The 14,982-nt window shown below is 58.4% G+C and carries 11 protein-coding genes; 6 read left to right on the top strand and 5 right to left on the bottom strand.

Annotated features, from left to right (window positions below):
- The first annotated feature begins 370 nt into the window (after positions 1 to 370).
- Complete coding sequence (ilvD, locus tag OYW20_RS24765; protein WP_268798488.1) at positions 371 to 2,218, top strand: dihydroxy-acid dehydratase; 1,848 nt, start codon at positions 371 to 373, stop codon at positions 2,216 to 2,218.
- A gap of 79 nt (positions 2,219 to 2,297) precedes the next feature.
- Here ilvD and OYW20_RS24770 read toward each other — a convergent pair whose 3' ends face one another.
- Positions 2,298 to 2,759 (bottom strand): DUF3429 domain-containing protein, encoded by a 462-nt coding sequence (locus tag OYW20_RS24770; RefSeq protein WP_268798489.1) that lies wholly within the window; start codon positions 2,757 to 2,759, stop codon positions 2,298 to 2,300.
- Positions 2,760 to 2,920: 161 nt separating this feature from the next.
- Between OYW20_RS24770 and OYW20_RS24775 the strand changes: the two genes are divergently transcribed.
- The gene (locus OYW20_RS24775) at positions 2,921 to 4,189 is read left to right on the top strand and encodes a DASH family cryptochrome (RefSeq protein ID WP_268798490.1); all 1,269 of its coding nucleotides are present in this window, start codon (positions 2,921 to 2,923) and stop codon (positions 4,187 to 4,189) included.
- Between the two features lie 44 nt (positions 4,190 to 4,233).
- Here the strand turns inward: OYW20_RS24775 and OYW20_RS24780 are convergent, their stop codons facing one another.
- Positions 4,234 to 5,289: a haloacid dehalogenase-like hydrolase gene (locus tag OYW20_RS24780; RefSeq protein WP_268798491.1), complete on the bottom strand. Its 1,056-nt coding sequence runs from the start codon at positions 5,287 to 5,289 to the stop codon at positions 4,234 to 4,236.
- Between the two features lie 240 nt (positions 5,290 to 5,529).
- Positions 5,530 to 6,042, bottom strand: a complete 513-nt coding sequence (locus OYW20_RS24785) for a dihydrofolate reductase (protein ID WP_268798493.1) — start codon at positions 6,040 to 6,042, stop codon at positions 5,530 to 5,532.
- Between the two features lie 228 nt (positions 6,043 to 6,270).
- Here OYW20_RS24785 and OYW20_RS24790 point away from each other — a divergent pair, with 228 nt between their 5' ends.
- From OYW20_RS24790 to OYW20_RS24800, 3 genes are all read left to right on the top strand, one after another.
- On the top strand, positions 6,271 to 7,650 hold the full coding sequence (locus OYW20_RS24790; RefSeq protein WP_268798494.1) for a DUF2868 domain-containing protein: 1,380 nt from the start codon (positions 6,271 to 6,273) through the stop codon (positions 7,648 to 7,650).
- Positions 7,643 to 9,031: a GTPase/DUF3482 domain-containing protein gene (locus OYW20_RS24795; RefSeq protein WP_268798495.1), complete on the top strand. Its 1,389-nt coding sequence runs from the start codon at positions 7,643 to 7,645 to the stop codon at positions 9,029 to 9,031. The genes OYW20_RS24790 and OYW20_RS24795 overlap by 8 nt, the downstream gene beginning before the upstream one ends.
- A 119-nt stretch (positions 9,032 to 9,150) precedes the next feature.
- The gene (locus OYW20_RS24800; protein ID WP_268798496.1) at positions 9,151 to 9,606 is read left to right on the top strand and encodes a YkgJ family cysteine cluster protein; all 456 of its coding nucleotides are present in this window, start codon (positions 9,151 to 9,153) and stop codon (positions 9,604 to 9,606) included.
- Positions 9,607 to 9,799: 193 nt separating this feature from the next.
- On the opposite strand, the gene typA is transcribed toward OYW20_RS24800, so the two are convergent.
- Together typA and thiI are read right to left on the bottom strand one after the other, a co-directional pair.
- Positions 9,800 to 11,620, bottom strand: coding sequence for a translational GTPase TypA (gene typA, locus OYW20_RS24805; protein WP_268798497.1), 1,821 nt, complete (start codon positions 11,618 to 11,620; stop codon positions 9,800 to 9,802).
- Positions 11,621 to 11,761: 141 nt separating this feature from the next.
- Entirely contained in the window at positions 11,762 to 13,216 is a 1,455-nt protein-coding gene (gene thiI, locus OYW20_RS24810) for a tRNA uracil 4-sulfurtransferase ThiI (protein ID WP_268798498.1), read from the bottom strand.
- Positions 13,217 to 13,547: 331 nt separating this feature from the next.
- On the opposite strand from thiI, the gene glnA reads away from it, so the two are divergent.
- The gene (glnA, locus tag OYW20_RS24815; RefSeq protein WP_268798499.1) at positions 13,548 to 14,954 is read left to right on the top strand and encodes a glutamate--ammonia ligase; all 1,407 of its coding nucleotides are present in this window, start codon (positions 13,548 to 13,550) and stop codon (positions 14,952 to 14,954) included.
- The last annotated feature ends 28 nt before the right edge of the window (positions 14,955 to 14,982 follow it).

The raw sequence follows: 14,982 nt of genomic DNA on the forward strand, positions 1-14,982 counted from the left end.
GGCAAATAGAGGTTCCTGATGTGTCTGCACTGACGCTTTCGCGGGCAAGCGCGCTCCTACAGATAGGGTGCGACGGCGCGAGACTGCGAGCTGCTTCACTAGCGCGGGCGGGCAGGACGCCCAAACATTGACCTTCCGATCCCAGATAACCTCACACTACCGCTTGCACCATTCCCTCCCGCCCCCACAGGTGTAGAATCACCGCTATTCATCGCCATCATCCCCCGGCGGGTTTATGAGCTCAGGCCGAGCGCGCGGCGATCCTGCGACGCTGTCGGTTTCTTCGCTGCATCCGGTCACTGCCATTTGCAAGCGACGTCACTAGAAGCTCACTCCCTTCCTTGATTAGCCGATTTGCCGGAGTGCTCCAATGCCTGATTACCGTTCGAAAACGTCCACCCACGGCCGCAATATGGCCGGCGCGCGTGCTTTGTGGCGCGCCACGGGCATGAAGGACGAAGATTTCAAAAAACCGATCATCGCCATCGCCAACTCCTTTACCCAATTTGTACCGGGCCACGTTCACCTCAAGGACCTGGGCCAACTGGTTGCCCGCGAGATCGAACGCGCAGGCGGCGTGGCGAAAGAATTCAACACCATTGCCGTGGACGACGGCATCGCCATGGGCCATGACGGCATGCTGTATTCGCTGCCGAGCCGCGAGATCATTGCTGACTCGGTCGAGTACATGGTCAACGCCCACTGCGCCGATGCCATCGTGTGCATTTCCAACTGCGACAAAATCACCCCTGGCATGCTGATGGCCGCGTTGCGCCTGAACATCCCGGTGATCTTCGTTTCCGGCGGCCCGATGGAAGCCGGCAAAACCAAACTGGCCAGCCACGGCCTCGACCTGGTTGACGCCATGGTCATCGCCGCAGACGAAAGCGCAAGTGACGAGAAAGTCGCCGAATACGAGCGCAGCGCCTGCCCGACGTGCGGCTCGTGCTCCGGGATGTTCACTGCCAACTCGATGAACTGCCTGGTTGAGGCCTTGGGCCTTGCGCTGCCAGGCAACGGTTCGACACTGGCGACCCACAGCGACCGCGAGCAGCTGTTCCTGCAGGCGGGTCGCACCATCGTCGACCTGTGCAAAACCTACTATCGTGACAACGACGACTCAGTGCTGCCGCGCAACATCGCCAACTTCAAAGCGTTCGAAAACGCTATGACACTGGACATTGCCATGGGCGGATCGACCAACACCATCCTGCACTTGTTGGCCGCTGCTCAAGAAGCCGAGATCGACTTCGACCTGCGTGACATTGATCGCTTGTCGCGCAAAGTGCCGCAGCTGTGCAAAGTGGCGCCGAACATCCAGAAGTACCACATGGAAGACGTGCACCGCGCTGGCGGCATCTTCAGCATCCTCGGCTCGCTGGCCCGTGGCGGTCTGCTGCACACCGACCTGCCGACCGTGCACAGTAAAACCCTGGCCGAAGGCATCGCCAAATGGGACATCACCCAGACCACCGACGAAGCCGTGCACCACTTCTTCAAGGCAGGGCCCGGGGGTATTCCGACCCAAACCGCGTTCAGCCAGTCGACTCGCTGGGAAACACTGGACGACGACCGCGAGAACGGCTGCATCCGCAGTGTCGAGCACGCTTACTCGCAGGAAGGCGGTCTGGCCGTGTTGTACGGCAACATCGCGGTGGACGGTTGCGTGGTGAAAACCGCAGGCGTCGATGAGTCGATCCATGTGTTTGAAGGCAACGCGAAGATCTTCGAAAGCCAGGACAGCGCCGTGCGCGGCATTCTCGCCGACGAAGTGAAAGCCGGCGACATCGTGATCATCCGCTACGAAGGTCCGAAAGGCGGGCCGGGCATGCAGGAAATGCTCTACCCGACCTCGTACCTGAAATCCAAAGGCCTGGGCAAAGACTGTGCACTGCTGACCGATGGCCGCTTCTCGGGCGGTACATCCGGGCTGTCCATCGGTCACGCCTCGCCTGAGGCGGCGGCGGGCGGTGCGATTGGTCTGGTTCGCGATGGCGACAAAGTGCTGATCGACATTCCGAACCGTGGCATCAACCTGATGATCAGCGATGAAGAAATGGCCGACCGCCGTGCCGAGCAGGACAAGAAAGGCTGGAAGCCGGTCGAGTTCCGTCCACGCAAAGTGACCACGGCGTTGAAAGCCTACGCATTGCTCGCCACCAGCGCTGACAAGGGCGCCGTACGTGACAAGGCGATGCTGGACAAACTGGTGCCTTAAGCACCTTCAGCTCGATGAAAAACACCCCGCACGTCGGGGTGTTTTTCTGTCTGCAGACTTCGCGCAATCCTGCGATATGTCAGCGGATCGCCACAGCAATCGCACCAATCAGCAGGCAAACGCTCGCAACGGACGTCAACTGGATGCGCAACGGCAAGTACCAATCAGGCAAAGGCAGCGTGCGCACCAAGTGCCTGTCCTGCCAATAGTGGGCGGCGAAGCCGGCAATCAGCAGCACACACCCCAAAGGCACCGGCAGCAATGTCGAAGGCCAGGCGATCAGCGCAGGCAAGACGCTCCAGATGAATCGGGCACGGCGTTGCTCAGGGCTCATGTCGTGCAGCGTCATGGCGAACCCCCAATGCAAGGCGCCGACGAAGCTCAGAATGACAGCGCCGTAGGCGACGAGCGCCCGCCCCAGAAACTCTCCATGCTCGTCAGAGAAAGGGATCACCAGCACCAGCCCGATAAAGGGCAGAAGACCGCCATAACCCAACAAGCCAACAGGCGTTGGCGGCGAAGTCGAGGACGACACGTTCATTTCAGCTCCTTAAAGTGAATGGCACTCAAGACTGTAGGCCCAAAAGCACTGTCAGGGTTCACTGTCTCCTGACTCAACTGCAAACACCGGCAACCCTGGGCGAAGCCATAGGTCCTAAGCGTACCTGTCAGCCCTAAAACCGCCACGAACGAGACCTGCCCATGAGTACCTTGATCTACTGGTTTCGCCAAGACCTTCGGCTTGCCGACAATCCCGCGTTCACGCTCGCGTGCGAGCAGGCTCACACCTTATTGCCCGTGTATTGCACGCCGACGCAGGCGTCGACGGCCTGGGGATTTCAGCGTGTGGGCTGCCATCGTGAGTATTTCGAAAAAACGGCAGTGCGCGCCCTCGCCGATCAATTGAGCGCTCGCGGCAGTGCGCTGATGCAGATAGAGGGCGACCCCATTGAGCAACTACTGGTGCTTGCACAGCGTTTTGGCGCCGAAAAAATTATCTGCGAACGCATCGCCGCGCCCGAGGAGGATGCTCAGGTCGAGGCGCTACGCTCAGCCGGACTGACGGTGGAAGATCACTGGCAATCGAGCGTGTTCAGCCTTGAGGCACTGCCGATGAGCGTTGACCAATTGCCCGATGTGTTCAGCAGCTTCCGACGCTTGATTGAGAAAGCACACACGCAGGCCCGCCCGATTGTGCCGGTGCCGACAACGATACCGGCACCTCCACAGGGCTTGGTTGCCGCACCGATCAGCCCCCTTGTGCTGCCCGATCTTGATCCGCGCTCCGCGTTTCCTTACCAAACGCCAGCCTTCAGTGGTGGCGAGAACGCAGCACAGGCGCATTTGCATCAGTATTTCGAGCGTCGGTTGGCGAACAGTTACAAGGCCACGCGCAATAACCTGAGCGCGGTGGATGACTCCACCAAGTTCTCTGCCTGGCTGGCGCAGGGCGCATTGTCGGCCCCACAGATCGATCAAGCGCTGAAACGTTTTGAAGCTGCGCAAGGTGCCAACGACAGCACGTACTGGATTTTTTTCGAGCTGTTGTGGCGCGACTACTTTCGTTTCCTGCACCTCAAATATGGACGGCTTCTTTACCGGCCCAGCGGTTTGATTGGCAGCGACTTGCCCCATCACAACGCGCAGGGGTTCGAGCGCTGGTGCCGCGGCGAAACCGGGGAAGCTCTGGTCGATGCGGGCATGCGCGAGCTGGCCGCCACGGGTTACCTGTCCAATCGCATGCGCCAGATCGTCGCCAGCTACCTGATCCATGACCTTAAATGCGATTGGCGTGCGGGGGCTGCCTGGTTTGAGGCGCAACTGGTGGATTACGACGTTTACAGCAATCAGGGCAATTGGCTGTATATCGCGGGATTCGGGACGGACCCAAGGGGAGGACGGCGTTTCAACACGGTCAAGCAGGCAAGTGACCATGACGCGGACGGCGTTTATCGACGGTTATGGGCCTAGCACCAAGGCAGCACGATCAATCGCCGTGCTGCCTGGCGAGCCGGTTATTGAATCTCTTCAGGCTTCACGATCACCCAGTTTTTGTCCGCAGTCACCGGCAAGCCTTCTTTGGCCTGCGCTGCTGCGTGCTTGGCCATCATGCCGTTGAGCTGGGTCATGTACTTGTCTTTGCGATTGATCCACAAGTGAACGCCACCCTTGGCCACGTCAACATCGTGGAACAGCATGTAGCCATCGCTCGTCGGTGTGTCGCCGCCCACCAGCACCGGTTTTTTCCATTCATCGATATAGGTCAGGATGGCAGCGTGCTTGCCAGCCATCCACGTGGCGGGCGTCCATAGATACGGCGTCAATTCCAGGCCCAGATTGGCCTTCTCGTCGTACTTGCCAGCCGTGATCTGTTTGCGCGAAGTGGTCAGTTCGCCGGTCTGGATATTCTTCAACAGCGTCGTTACACCAATCACGTTCTGCGGTTTGACGTTGTAGCCGTACTTCGGATCGGACGCGACCATGCGCACCAGCTCTTCGGAGGCAGCGGTCATGACGTAGACCTCAATGCCGTTCTCCATCAGCTTGTTGTACAGCTCGGCCTGACCAGTGAAAACTTTCGGCGGGTTGACCTCGATGGCTTTGACCACATCGCCGTCGTAATAGGTACTCGAGATCGGCTTGCCGGACGCCATCAGCTCATCAACATAGCCCTTGAGCTGTTTGAGGGTGAAGCCGGAAAACACTTGCGCGACCCACGGATAGCAGACCATGTCGTCGATTTCGCAGAGGCGATAGTAGTAGCTGAACAGGCTTTCCTTGTGGTTGGCGGTGTCCTTGAACGGGATCAGCTTGAGGGACGGGTCCAGAGACTCACGTGTGATCAGCCCTTTGTTTTCCATGAACGGCAGCAGCGATTCTTCCAGGTCGTACCGGTAGCTGGTGTTGTCCATGTCGAACACCGCGAAGCTACCTTTGTTGGCGTTCGCGGCGATCATTTCGTTGAGTTGTTTGGCGGCAGGTTCCGGCCAGTGTTTCAGCTCTGTGGAGAAAGCGTGGCTGGCCAGGCCGAGACAGAGTGCAGCGGCCAATAGTTTTGGTACGAGCTTCATAAAAGTGTCCTCCCCTTTTTGATTCAAGGATTTGACCGTAGCAAAATGCGGTTACTGTTTGGGTATGTCAGCGACCGCGCGCGTTCTGATGGCGTCACCGTGGGGGCGATTCGCGACAAAAAGGTAGAAAACGACACTTTTGTGACAGAGTAAACACCGCAGCGAAGCCATCGCGGGCAAGCGCGCGCCTAAAGATTTACCGGAGTCGAGTGCAGGAGCTCGCTTGCCCGCGAAAGGGTCTTAACCGCGCTCCCAGACCTCAAAGCCGTACGCCGGCTTGTCATTCAAGGCCGGATGCTCTTCATTGGAGACCAGCTTCCAGTCGACTTCATCAAACTCCGGAAACCACGCATCCCCATCAGGGCTCAGATCGACGCGCGTGAGGTACAACCGGTCAGCCTGCGCCAGACCTTGCGCGTAAAGCTGCGCGCCTCCGATCAACATCACCTCATCAACGCCCTGCTCCTTGGCCCAGGCTTCGGCGCGGGTAATGGCGTCTTCAAGGCAAGTGAACACTTCGGCGCCTTCGAGCGTCAGCTCGGCTTGGCGGCTGACCACCAGGTTCAGCCGGCCGGGCAACGGACGACCCAGCGAATCCCAAGTCTTGCGACCCATGATGATGGGCTTGCCGAGGGTGGTCGCCTTGAAATACTTGAAATCCCCCGGCAGATGCCAGGGCATTGAATTGTTGACGCCGATCACCCGGTTTTGGCCCAGGGCGGCAATCAGACTGAGAGGGAGATGTTTTTTCATGGCGGCGAGAATACCAGAGCGCAGGATAATGCTCAGCCTGGCAGTTGATCCGAAATATCGAGTCGCCTTGACGCCGCATCGCGAGCAAGCTCCCTCCCACAATGAGGACACATCAGTGGGAGGGAGCTTGCTCGCGATTAAGACGGTCCAAGCACCACAATCCTGCTGCCGTGCGCGGTTTTGCCCGCAGCAGGTATGCTTGCCCTGACTTCATTAACGAGATGCCGTGTGACTGCGCTGACCCCACTCGATGACCTGTGGCTGACCGAAGCCGTGCGCCTGCGCGAAGAACACGCTGGCGCCCTCGAAGACGCCGAAGCCAACCGCCGCGCCCGTGCTGAGGGTGGTGATCTGCTGACCCGAATCAAACACCGCGCGCACTGGCTGGCAGAGCGCGACGGAATGCGTGCCGCGCTGCACCACTGGAAGCAAGGCGCCCGGTTATCGCTGATCGTACTGGCGGTGATTGCAGTCTTCAGTGGCGCAGGCCTGGCCTTCGCCGCATTGGGCGACGGACAGACCCCGGTCAACGTGTTCTGGGCACTGGGCAGCTTGCTGGGCTTGAACCTGATCCTGCTAGTGAGCTGGGCGCTCGGCCTGATCTTCGCCGGAGAAAGCACGGCAAGCCTGGGACGTTTATGGCTGTGGCTGAGTGAAAAGCTCGCCCGCGACGCCCAAGCCGCTCAATTGGGCCCGGCACTGATTTTGTTGCTGCAACGCAAACGTCTGAACCGTTGGGCGCTGGGCACACTTATCCACAGTCTGTGGCTGTTGGCGCTGTTTAGCGCGCTGGTGATGCTGTTGATGCTGATGGCGACCCGACGCTACGGTTTCGTCTGGGAGACCACCATTCTGGGCAGCGACACGTTCGTGGCGCTGACTCACACCCTTGGCCAGATCCCCTCAGTGCTGGGCTTCAGCGTCCCGAGCGACGCAATGATCCGCGCAAGCGGCGACAGCGCCTCCATCGTTGAGAATGCCCGCCAGGCGTGGGCGGCCTGGTTGGTCGGTGTGCTGCTGGTGTATGGCATTGCGCCGCGTTTGCTGTTGGCACTGCTGTGTTTCTGGCGATGGCGGCGCGGCAAAACGCAATTAGCGCTGGATCTGAACCTGCCCGGATATGCCCAGCTGCGTGAGCGGTTGATGCCCAGCAGCGAGCGCCTTGGAGTCAACGATGCAGCGCCAGAGCATCTGCATCAGGTGTTGCAGGGCGCCAGTTCCCTTGAGAGCGACGGCGCATTACTGGTCGCCATCGAGCTGGACGATCAGAGAAGCTGGCCACCCAAACTGCCCAGTACCGTGGCAGATGCCGGGATTCTGGACAGTCGCGAATCCCGTAAAAAACTGCTTGATCAACTCACTCGATTTCCCCCCGCACGCCTTGCTATCGCCTGCGACCCGAGGCGCTCGCCCGATCGTGGCAGTGTTGCGCTGATCGCGGAGCTGGCTCGCTGCGCGGGCTCGACACGGGTCTGGCTGCTGCCTGCACCCACCGGTCAGGCGCTGGACGCTGATCGCCTCGGCGACTGGCACGCGGCGCTCCAACAACTGGAAGTGAACTGGGCGGACACTGCGCCGCTGACGTGGCTGGAGACGGGGCATGACTGACAGCAAAACCACTCAAGCGCTTCGGCTGGCCGTCGTGGGCCACACTAATGTCGGCAAAACGTCCCTGCTGCGCACACTGACCCGCGATGGCGGTTTCGGTGATGTGTCCCATCGACCCAGCACCACTCGGCACGTTGAAGGCGCCCGCCTGTCGGTGGACGGCGAAGCGCTGCTGGAGTTGTACGACACGCCAGGCTTGGAAGACGCCATTGCATTGCTTGATTATCTGGAGCAGCTCGATCGGCCGGGCGAAAGGCTCGACGGCCCTGCCCGGTTGGCGCGATTTCTGGAAGGCAGCGAGGCGCGTCAACGATTCGAGCAAGAGGCCAAGGTACTGCGCCAGTTGCTGGAGTCCGATGCCGGCCTGTACGTCATCGACGCCCGTGAGCCAGTGCTTGCCAAATACCGCGATGAACTGGCCGTGCTCGCCAGTTGCGGGAAACCTTTGCTGCCCGTCCTGAATTTCGTCAGCAGCGCGCAACACCGCGAGCCCGCCTGGCGCGAGGCACTTGCGCGACTGGGGTTGCACGCGCTGGTGCGTTTCGACAGCGTGGCGCCGCCCGAGGATGGCGAGCAAAGGCTGTATGAGAGTCTGGCGCTGCTGCTTGAAACATCACGTCCCCAGCTGGAAAGGCTCATCGCCGATCAACACCTCCAGCGCGTGGCGCGGCGGCATAGCGCTGCGCGGTTGATTGCCGAATTACTGCTCGATTGCGCGGCGTGTCGTCGCAGCGTCGCAACGCAATCCGATCAAGTGCAAACGGCCATTTCGGACCTGCGTAAGGCCGTGCGCCAACGTGAACAACGCTGCGTCGAGTCGCTGCTCACGCTCTACGCATTTCGCCCTCAGGACGCTTCGGCCAGTGACCTGCCACTGCTCGACGGACGCTGGGGTGATGATCTTTTCAACCCCGAAACCCTGAAATTGCTGGGCGTTCGGGTGGGTGGCGGAATCGCGGCAGGTGCAGCGGCAGGTGCTGGCGTGGACCTGCTGGTGGGCGGAATCACCTTGGGAGCTGCGGCGCTGGTGGGGGCGATTGCCGGCGGTGCGTTGCAGACTGCGCGCAGTTACGGCGGCCGACTACTGGGCAAGATCAAAGGTCAACGCGAACTGACGGTCGACGACGCAGTGCTGAGGCTGTTGGCATTGCGGCAGCGGCAACTGCTGTTAGCGCTGGAAGCCCGCGGACACGCGGCGATGGACAGCATCAAACTGAGCGCCCCGCAGGACAAAACGTGGCGCGAGGGCAAGCTCCCCGACGACTTGCGCAAAGCGCGCGCTCACCCGCAGTGGTCGTCGCTTAACCCGCATTCGAAGTTGAATCAGGCCGAGCGACAGGAGTCGATTGAAGCGCTGGCTGCAAGCCTCAATACCGCTTGAGCATTTTGGGTGCGTGAACCGCTAAATAACGCCGACAGTCGCCCCGATGATTTGGGGATACTGTTAACGCGTCAGCCCCGGTATGATCCCGCGCCCGATACACCCGGAACCGGATACACATGAAACCCACCTTGATCGCTGCCGCAGAAATCGACCGTCTCGATACCTGGGCCAAATATTCCAGCCACATGTGCGGAGGCTGCATTTCCAGTTGCTGCACATTGCCGGTAGAAACCAAGATCAAGGATCTGATCCGGATTGGCATCGTTGATGAGTTCGAAATGGGCGAAAACCCTAAGAACATCGCCAAGCGTTTGCAGAAGGAAGGGATCGTCGAGCGCTTCAATCAGAAGACCGGGATTTTTACTTTGCAGCGCATGAGCAACAACGACTGCCTGTACCTGGACCGCAAAAGCCGCTTGTGCACGATTTACGAAAAACGCCCCGACACCTGCCGCAATCACCCGAAAATCGGGCCGCGCCCAGGCTACTGCGCGTACATACCCAAAGCCGTTGTGCGTGAAGATCGCGGAACGCTGGGCTCAAACACAGGGCGTGCGCCGCTGAAGTTTTGATGGGGCTTGCTGTAGGAGCGCGCTTGCCCGCGATTGCGTCGTGTCAGCCGATATTACTGGCGCGACGAATTACGTTATCGCGGGCAGGCGCGTTCCTACACCGACATCGCGCAGCATCAACCCGCTCAGCGCAAACAAAAACGCCCCCGACCTTGCGGTCGGGGGCGTTTTTTTACGGCTGATTAAAAACTAATCAGTTGCCGCTTTTCTTGGCAGCGCGGGTACGCTCGCTTTCGCCAAGGATTTTCTTACGCAGGCGAATCGACTTTGGAGTCACTTCGCACAATTCGTCTTCTTGAACGAATTCCAGCGCTTGTTCCAGCGTGAAGCGGATAGGCGGAACCAGAGCGATGGTTTCGTCTTTACCGGAAGCACGCATGTTATCGAGCTTCTTGCCTTTGGTTGGGTTAACGCCCAGATCGTTGTCGCGGCTGTTGATGCCGACGATTTGACCTTCGTACACGTCTTCACCGTGACCCAGGAACAGTTTGCCACGAGCTTGAAGGGTTTCCAGCGAGTAAGTCAGAGCCTTACCGGTAGCTACCGAAACCAGCACGCCGTTCTGACGGCCGGACATGTCGCCGGACTTCATCACGTCGTAACGGTCGAAGATCGAGGTCAGGATGCCTGCACCGGAGGTCAGGGTCAGGAACTCGTTACGGAAGCCGATCAAGCCACGTGCCGGGATGTTGTACTCAAGGCGAACACGGCCTTTGCCATCCGGAACCATGTTGGTCAGATCGCCCTTACGGATACCGATCTGTTCCATGATCGAGCCCTGGGATTCTTCCGGCAGGTCGATGGTGACGTTTTCGTACGGTTCGTGCTTGACGCCATCAACCATGCGGATGATAACTTCAGGACGACCAACGCCCATTTCGAAGCCTTCGCGACGCATGGTTTCGATCAGTACCGAGAGGTGCAGCTCACCACGGCCGGAAACTTTGAACTTGTCGGCGGTGTCGCCTTCTTCAACGCGCAGAGCAACGTTGTACAGCAGCTCTTTGTCCAGACGTTCCTTGATGTTACGGCTGGTGACGAACTTGCCTTCGCGACCGCAGAAAGGCGAATCGTTCACCTGGAAGGTCATGGAAACGGTTGGTTCGTCAACGGTCAGCGGCTTCATCGCTTCAACGGTCTGCGGATCGCACAGGGTGTCGGAGATGAACAGCTCGTCGAAGCCGCTGATGCAGACGATGTCGCCGGCAGCTGCTTCTTCAACGTCTACACGGTGCAGACCGTGGTGACCCATCAGCTTCAGGATCCGACCGTTACGGCGCTTGCCGTCAGCATCGATAGCAACGACCTGAGTGTTCGGCTTGACCTTGCCGCGAGCAATACGGCCAACGCCGATGATGCCCAGGAAGCTATTGTAGTCCAGTGCCGAGATTTGCATCTGGAACGGACCATCACGGTCAACCTTTGGAGCCGGTACGTTGTCGACGATGGACTGGTACAGCGGGGTCATGTCTTCAGCCATGTCCGTGTGTTCCAGACCGGCAATACCGTTCAGCGCAGAGGCGTAAACGACTTTGAAGTCCAGCTGTTCTTCGGTAGCACCCAGGTTGTCGAACAGGTCGAAGATCTGGTCCAGAACCCAGTCCGGACGCGCGCCTGGACGGTCAACCTTGTTGATAACCACAATTGGACGCAGGCCGGCTTCGAAAGCCTTCTTGGTCACGAAGCGGGTTTGCGGCATAGGGCCGTCTTGAGCATCGACCAGCAGCAGAACGGAGTCGACCATCGACATCACACGCTCTACTTCACCACCGAAGTCGGCGTGGCCCGGGGTGTCAACGATGTTGATGTGGTAGCCATTCCAGTTGATCGCGGTATTCTTCGCGAGAATGGTGATACCACGCTCTTTTTCCTGGTCGTTGGAGTCCATCACGCGCTCATCGTTGAGCTCGCCGCGTTCCAGAGTGCCGGATTGACGCAAGAGCTTGTCAACGAGGGTAGTTTTACCGTGGTCAACGTGAGCAATGATGGCGATGTTGCGTAGATTTTCGATCACTTGTGTATCTCGATCAGAGGATTCGGTCAGCTGACTGGTTACAGGCAGCTATGAACAGTAGAGTCGGCAAAAGCCGTTACGGCTTGACGACTGGTGTCGGGGGGCCGGTGACGCAAGCCACAGGCAAACAGCCCCGGGCACTTAGCTCGGTCGATAAACGCGCACATTGGCATGCCCCTCACTGAGCAAATGGTGAGCATGCAGGCGACTCATGACGCCTTTGTCGCAATACAGCAGGTACTGGCGCGTGTAATCCAGTTCCTTGAAACGGCCGTTCAATGCATAGAACGGCAGCGTTTGTACTTCAATGCCAGGCAATGCCAGCGGCTGATCGTCCTGTGCATCCGGATGACGGATGTCGATGACGACCTGCCCGGCCAGCGCCAGACTGACTTCTTCTATGTCGACGCCCTGGCCCAATTCTTCGATCACACGATCAACGGGGACCATCTTCGCGTTCTCGAGCGCACGCTCCAGAATCGCCATATCAAACTGTTGTTCTTCGTACTCGATGCGATTGCGCTTTGCAGCGGTCTTGGGATTGACCGAAATCACCCCGCAGTACTCAGGCATGTGCCGGGCGAAATTTCCGGTACCTATCTGATCTGCCTGATCAATGATGTCCTGCTTATGGGTGGCGATCAGCGGGCGTAACACCAGCTTCTCCGTCACCTGATCGATCACCGACAAATTTGGCAGCGTCTGGCTCGACACCTGGGAGATGGCTTCACCTGTCACCAGTGCGTCGATTTCCAGACGATCAGCGATCGTGGTCGCAGCGCGCAACATCATACGCTTCAATACTACGCCCATATGACTGTTATCGACTTTTCCGAGAATTTCTCCCAGAACTTCCTCGAACGGTACGCTGACGAACAGCACCCGTTGCGAGCTGCCGTACTTCTTCCAGAGAAAATGCGCGACTTCCATAACGCCCAGCTCGTGGGCCCTTCCGCCCAGATTGAAGAAGCAGAAGTGGCTCATCATACCGCGGCGCATGATCTGGTAGGCCGCAACGGTCGAATCGAACCCGCCGGACATCAAAACCAACGTCTGCTCCAGCGAACCCAGCGGGTAGCCACCCAGGCCAGTGTGCTGACTGTGGATCACGGACAACCGTTGGTCGCGAATTTCCATCCGCACTTCGATTTCGGGCGACTTGAGGGAAATACCGGCCGCGCCGCACTCTTCGCGCAGTCTGCTGCCGACATATTTCTCGACGTCCATGGAGCTGAAATCGTGATGACCGGCACGCTTGCAGCGAACCGAAAATATCTTGCCCTGGACGGCATCGCCGAAGTGCAGCTTGCACTTATCGTAAATGTCTTCCAAGTCACCCAGCGGGTATTGATCGACCTGCAGGAAATACGTGATGCCTGGCATGCAGCTCAGGCGCTCGGTCATGTCTTGCAGGGCTTTGGGATCAGTGACCCTGGTTTCGACGTCAAGGTTGTCCCACACACCATCCACCACCAGCGCCGGGTCCAGATCACGGAGCACGGTACGGATGTTTTTGGCCAACTGCTTGATGAAGCGCTTACGCACAGGCCGGCTTTTGATAGTGATCTCGGGGAAAACTTTAACGATTAGTTTCATGAAAACAGCGCGCAGGGTGCCGGTCGAAAAATAGGGGGCAGAATTATAGCGGAAATTGCTCAAGGTTTAACCAGCTATCGTGCAGTCAATCATCAGCGCACCAAAACAACACCCTGCACAATTATCGAGCACCAAAAAGGTGCAATGAATTTTCATAAATGCATCTTTTAACGCGCTTAATCTCGGTGTTGAGGCGGAAAACCCAACATAGGGCACTGGCATGCAAATTGCTCCCTTGTGAGGCAGGTTGCCTTGGCCGACTATCGCGCCCGGCGTCACCCAAATTGAAGGGCACACAACTACCAAGCCCTAATCCACCCCGGAGGACAACATGTCGAAGTCGGTTCAACTCATCAAAGATCATGACGTTAAGTGGATTGATCTGCGCTTCACGGACACCAAAGGCACTCAGCACCACGTGACCATGCCAGCTCGCGATGCGCTGGAAGACGACTTCTTTGAAGTCGGCAAAATGTTCGACGGTTCCTCCATCTCTGGCTGGAAAGGCATCGAAGCCTCCGACATGATTCTGCTGCCAGACGACGAAACTGCCGTCCTGGATCCGTTCACCGAAGAGCCAACGCTGATTCTGGTGTGCGACATCATCGAACCTTCGACCATGCAAGGTTACGATCGCGACCCACGCGCCATCGCCCACCGCGCTGAGGAATACCTGAAGTCGACCGGTATCGGTGACACTGTATTCGCCGGCCCGGAACCAGAATTCTTCATCTTCGACGAAGTTAAATTCAAATCCGACATTTCCGGCTCCATGTTCAAAATCTACTCCGAACAAGGCTCCTGGATGTCCGACGCCGACATCGAAGGCGGTAACAAGGGCCACCGTCCAGGTATCAAAGGCGGTTACTTCCCGGTTCCTCCGTTCGACCACGACCACGAAATCCGCACCGCAATGTGCAACGCCCTTGAAGAAATGGGCCAGATCGTCGAAGTTCACCACCACGAAGTGGCAACCGCTGGCCAGAACGAAATCGGCGTGAAATTCAACACGCTGGTCAAGAAGGCTGACGAAGTTCAGACGCTCAAGTATGTCGTACACAACGTTGCTGACGCTTACGGCCGCACCGCGACCTTCATGCCGAAGCCTCTGTACGGCGATAACGGTTCGGGCATGCACGTTCATATGTCCATCTCCAAAGATGGCAAGAACACCTTCGCTGGCGAAGGTTATGCCGGTCTGTCGGACACCGCCCTCTACTTCATCGGCGGCATCATCAAGCACGGTAAGGCCCTCAACGGTTTCACCAACCCGGCGACCAACTCGTACAAGCGTCTGGTTCCAGGCTTCGAAGCTCCAGTGATGCTGGCCTACTCGGCACGTAACCGCTCCGCCTCGATCCGTATTCCTTACGTCAACAGCCCTAAAGGCCGTCGTATCGAAGCGCGCTTCCCGGACCCGGCTGCCAACCCATACCTGGCGTTCGCTGCACTGTTGATGGCTGGCCTGGACGGCATCCAGAACAAGATCCACCCTGGCGACGCAGCTGACAAAAACCTGTATGACCTGCCACCTGAAGAGGCTGCAGAGATCCCACAAGTGTGCGGCAGCCTGAAAGAAGCCCTGGAAGAACTGGACAAAGGTCGTGCGTTCCTGACCAAAGGCGGCGTTTTCAGCGACGACTTCATCGATGCTTACATCGCTCTGAAAAGCGAAGAAGAAATCAAAGTACGTACCTTCGTACACCCACTGGAATACGAGCTGTACTACAGCTGCTAATCCAGTCGCGTCTGCGAAAGCCGCGTGA

Origin of the sequence: Pseudomonas sp. BSw22131 (genome assembly GCF_026810445.1) — a bacterium.
In the GTDB taxonomy this organism is placed as follows: Bacteria; Pseudomonadota; Gammaproteobacteria; order Pseudomonadales; family Pseudomonadaceae; genus Aquipseudomonas; species Aquipseudomonas huanghezhanensis.

Excerpts from the sequence above, each read along its gene's own strand:
- OYW20_RS24785 (WP_268798493.1), bottom strand. The coding sequence starts at position 6,042 with ATGAAAAAACATCTCCCTCTCAGTCTGATTGCCGCCCTGGGCCAAAAC.
- thiI (WP_268798498.1), bottom strand. The coding sequence starts at position 13,216 with ATGAAACTAATCGTTAAAGTTTTCCCCGAGATCACTATCAAAAGCCGG.
- OYW20_RS24775 (WP_268798490.1), top strand. The coding sequence starts at position 2,921 with ATGAGTACCTTGATCTACTGGTTTCGCCAAGACCTTCGGCTTGCCGAC.
- OYW20_RS24770 (WP_268798489.1), bottom strand. The coding sequence starts at position 2,759 with ATGAACGTGTCGTCCTCGACTTCGCCGCCAACGCCTGTTGGCTTGTTG.
- glnA (WP_268798499.1), top strand. The coding sequence starts at position 13,548 with ATGTCGAAGTCGGTTCAACTCATCAAAGATCATGACGTTAAGTGGATT.
- OYW20_RS24780 (WP_268798491.1), bottom strand. The coding sequence starts at position 5,289 with ATGAAGCTCGTACCAAAACTATTGGCCGCTGCACTCTGTCTCGGCCTG.
- ilvD (WP_268798488.1), top strand. The coding sequence starts at position 371 with ATGCCTGATTACCGTTCGAAAACGTCCACCCACGGCCGCAATATGGCC.
- OYW20_RS24795 (WP_268798495.1), top strand. The coding sequence starts at position 7,643 with ATGACTGACAGCAAAACCACTCAAGCGCTTCGGCTGGCCGTCGTGGGC.
- OYW20_RS24800 (WP_268798496.1), top strand. The coding sequence starts at position 9,151 with ATGAAACCCACCTTGATCGCTGCCGCAGAAATCGACCGTCTCGATACC.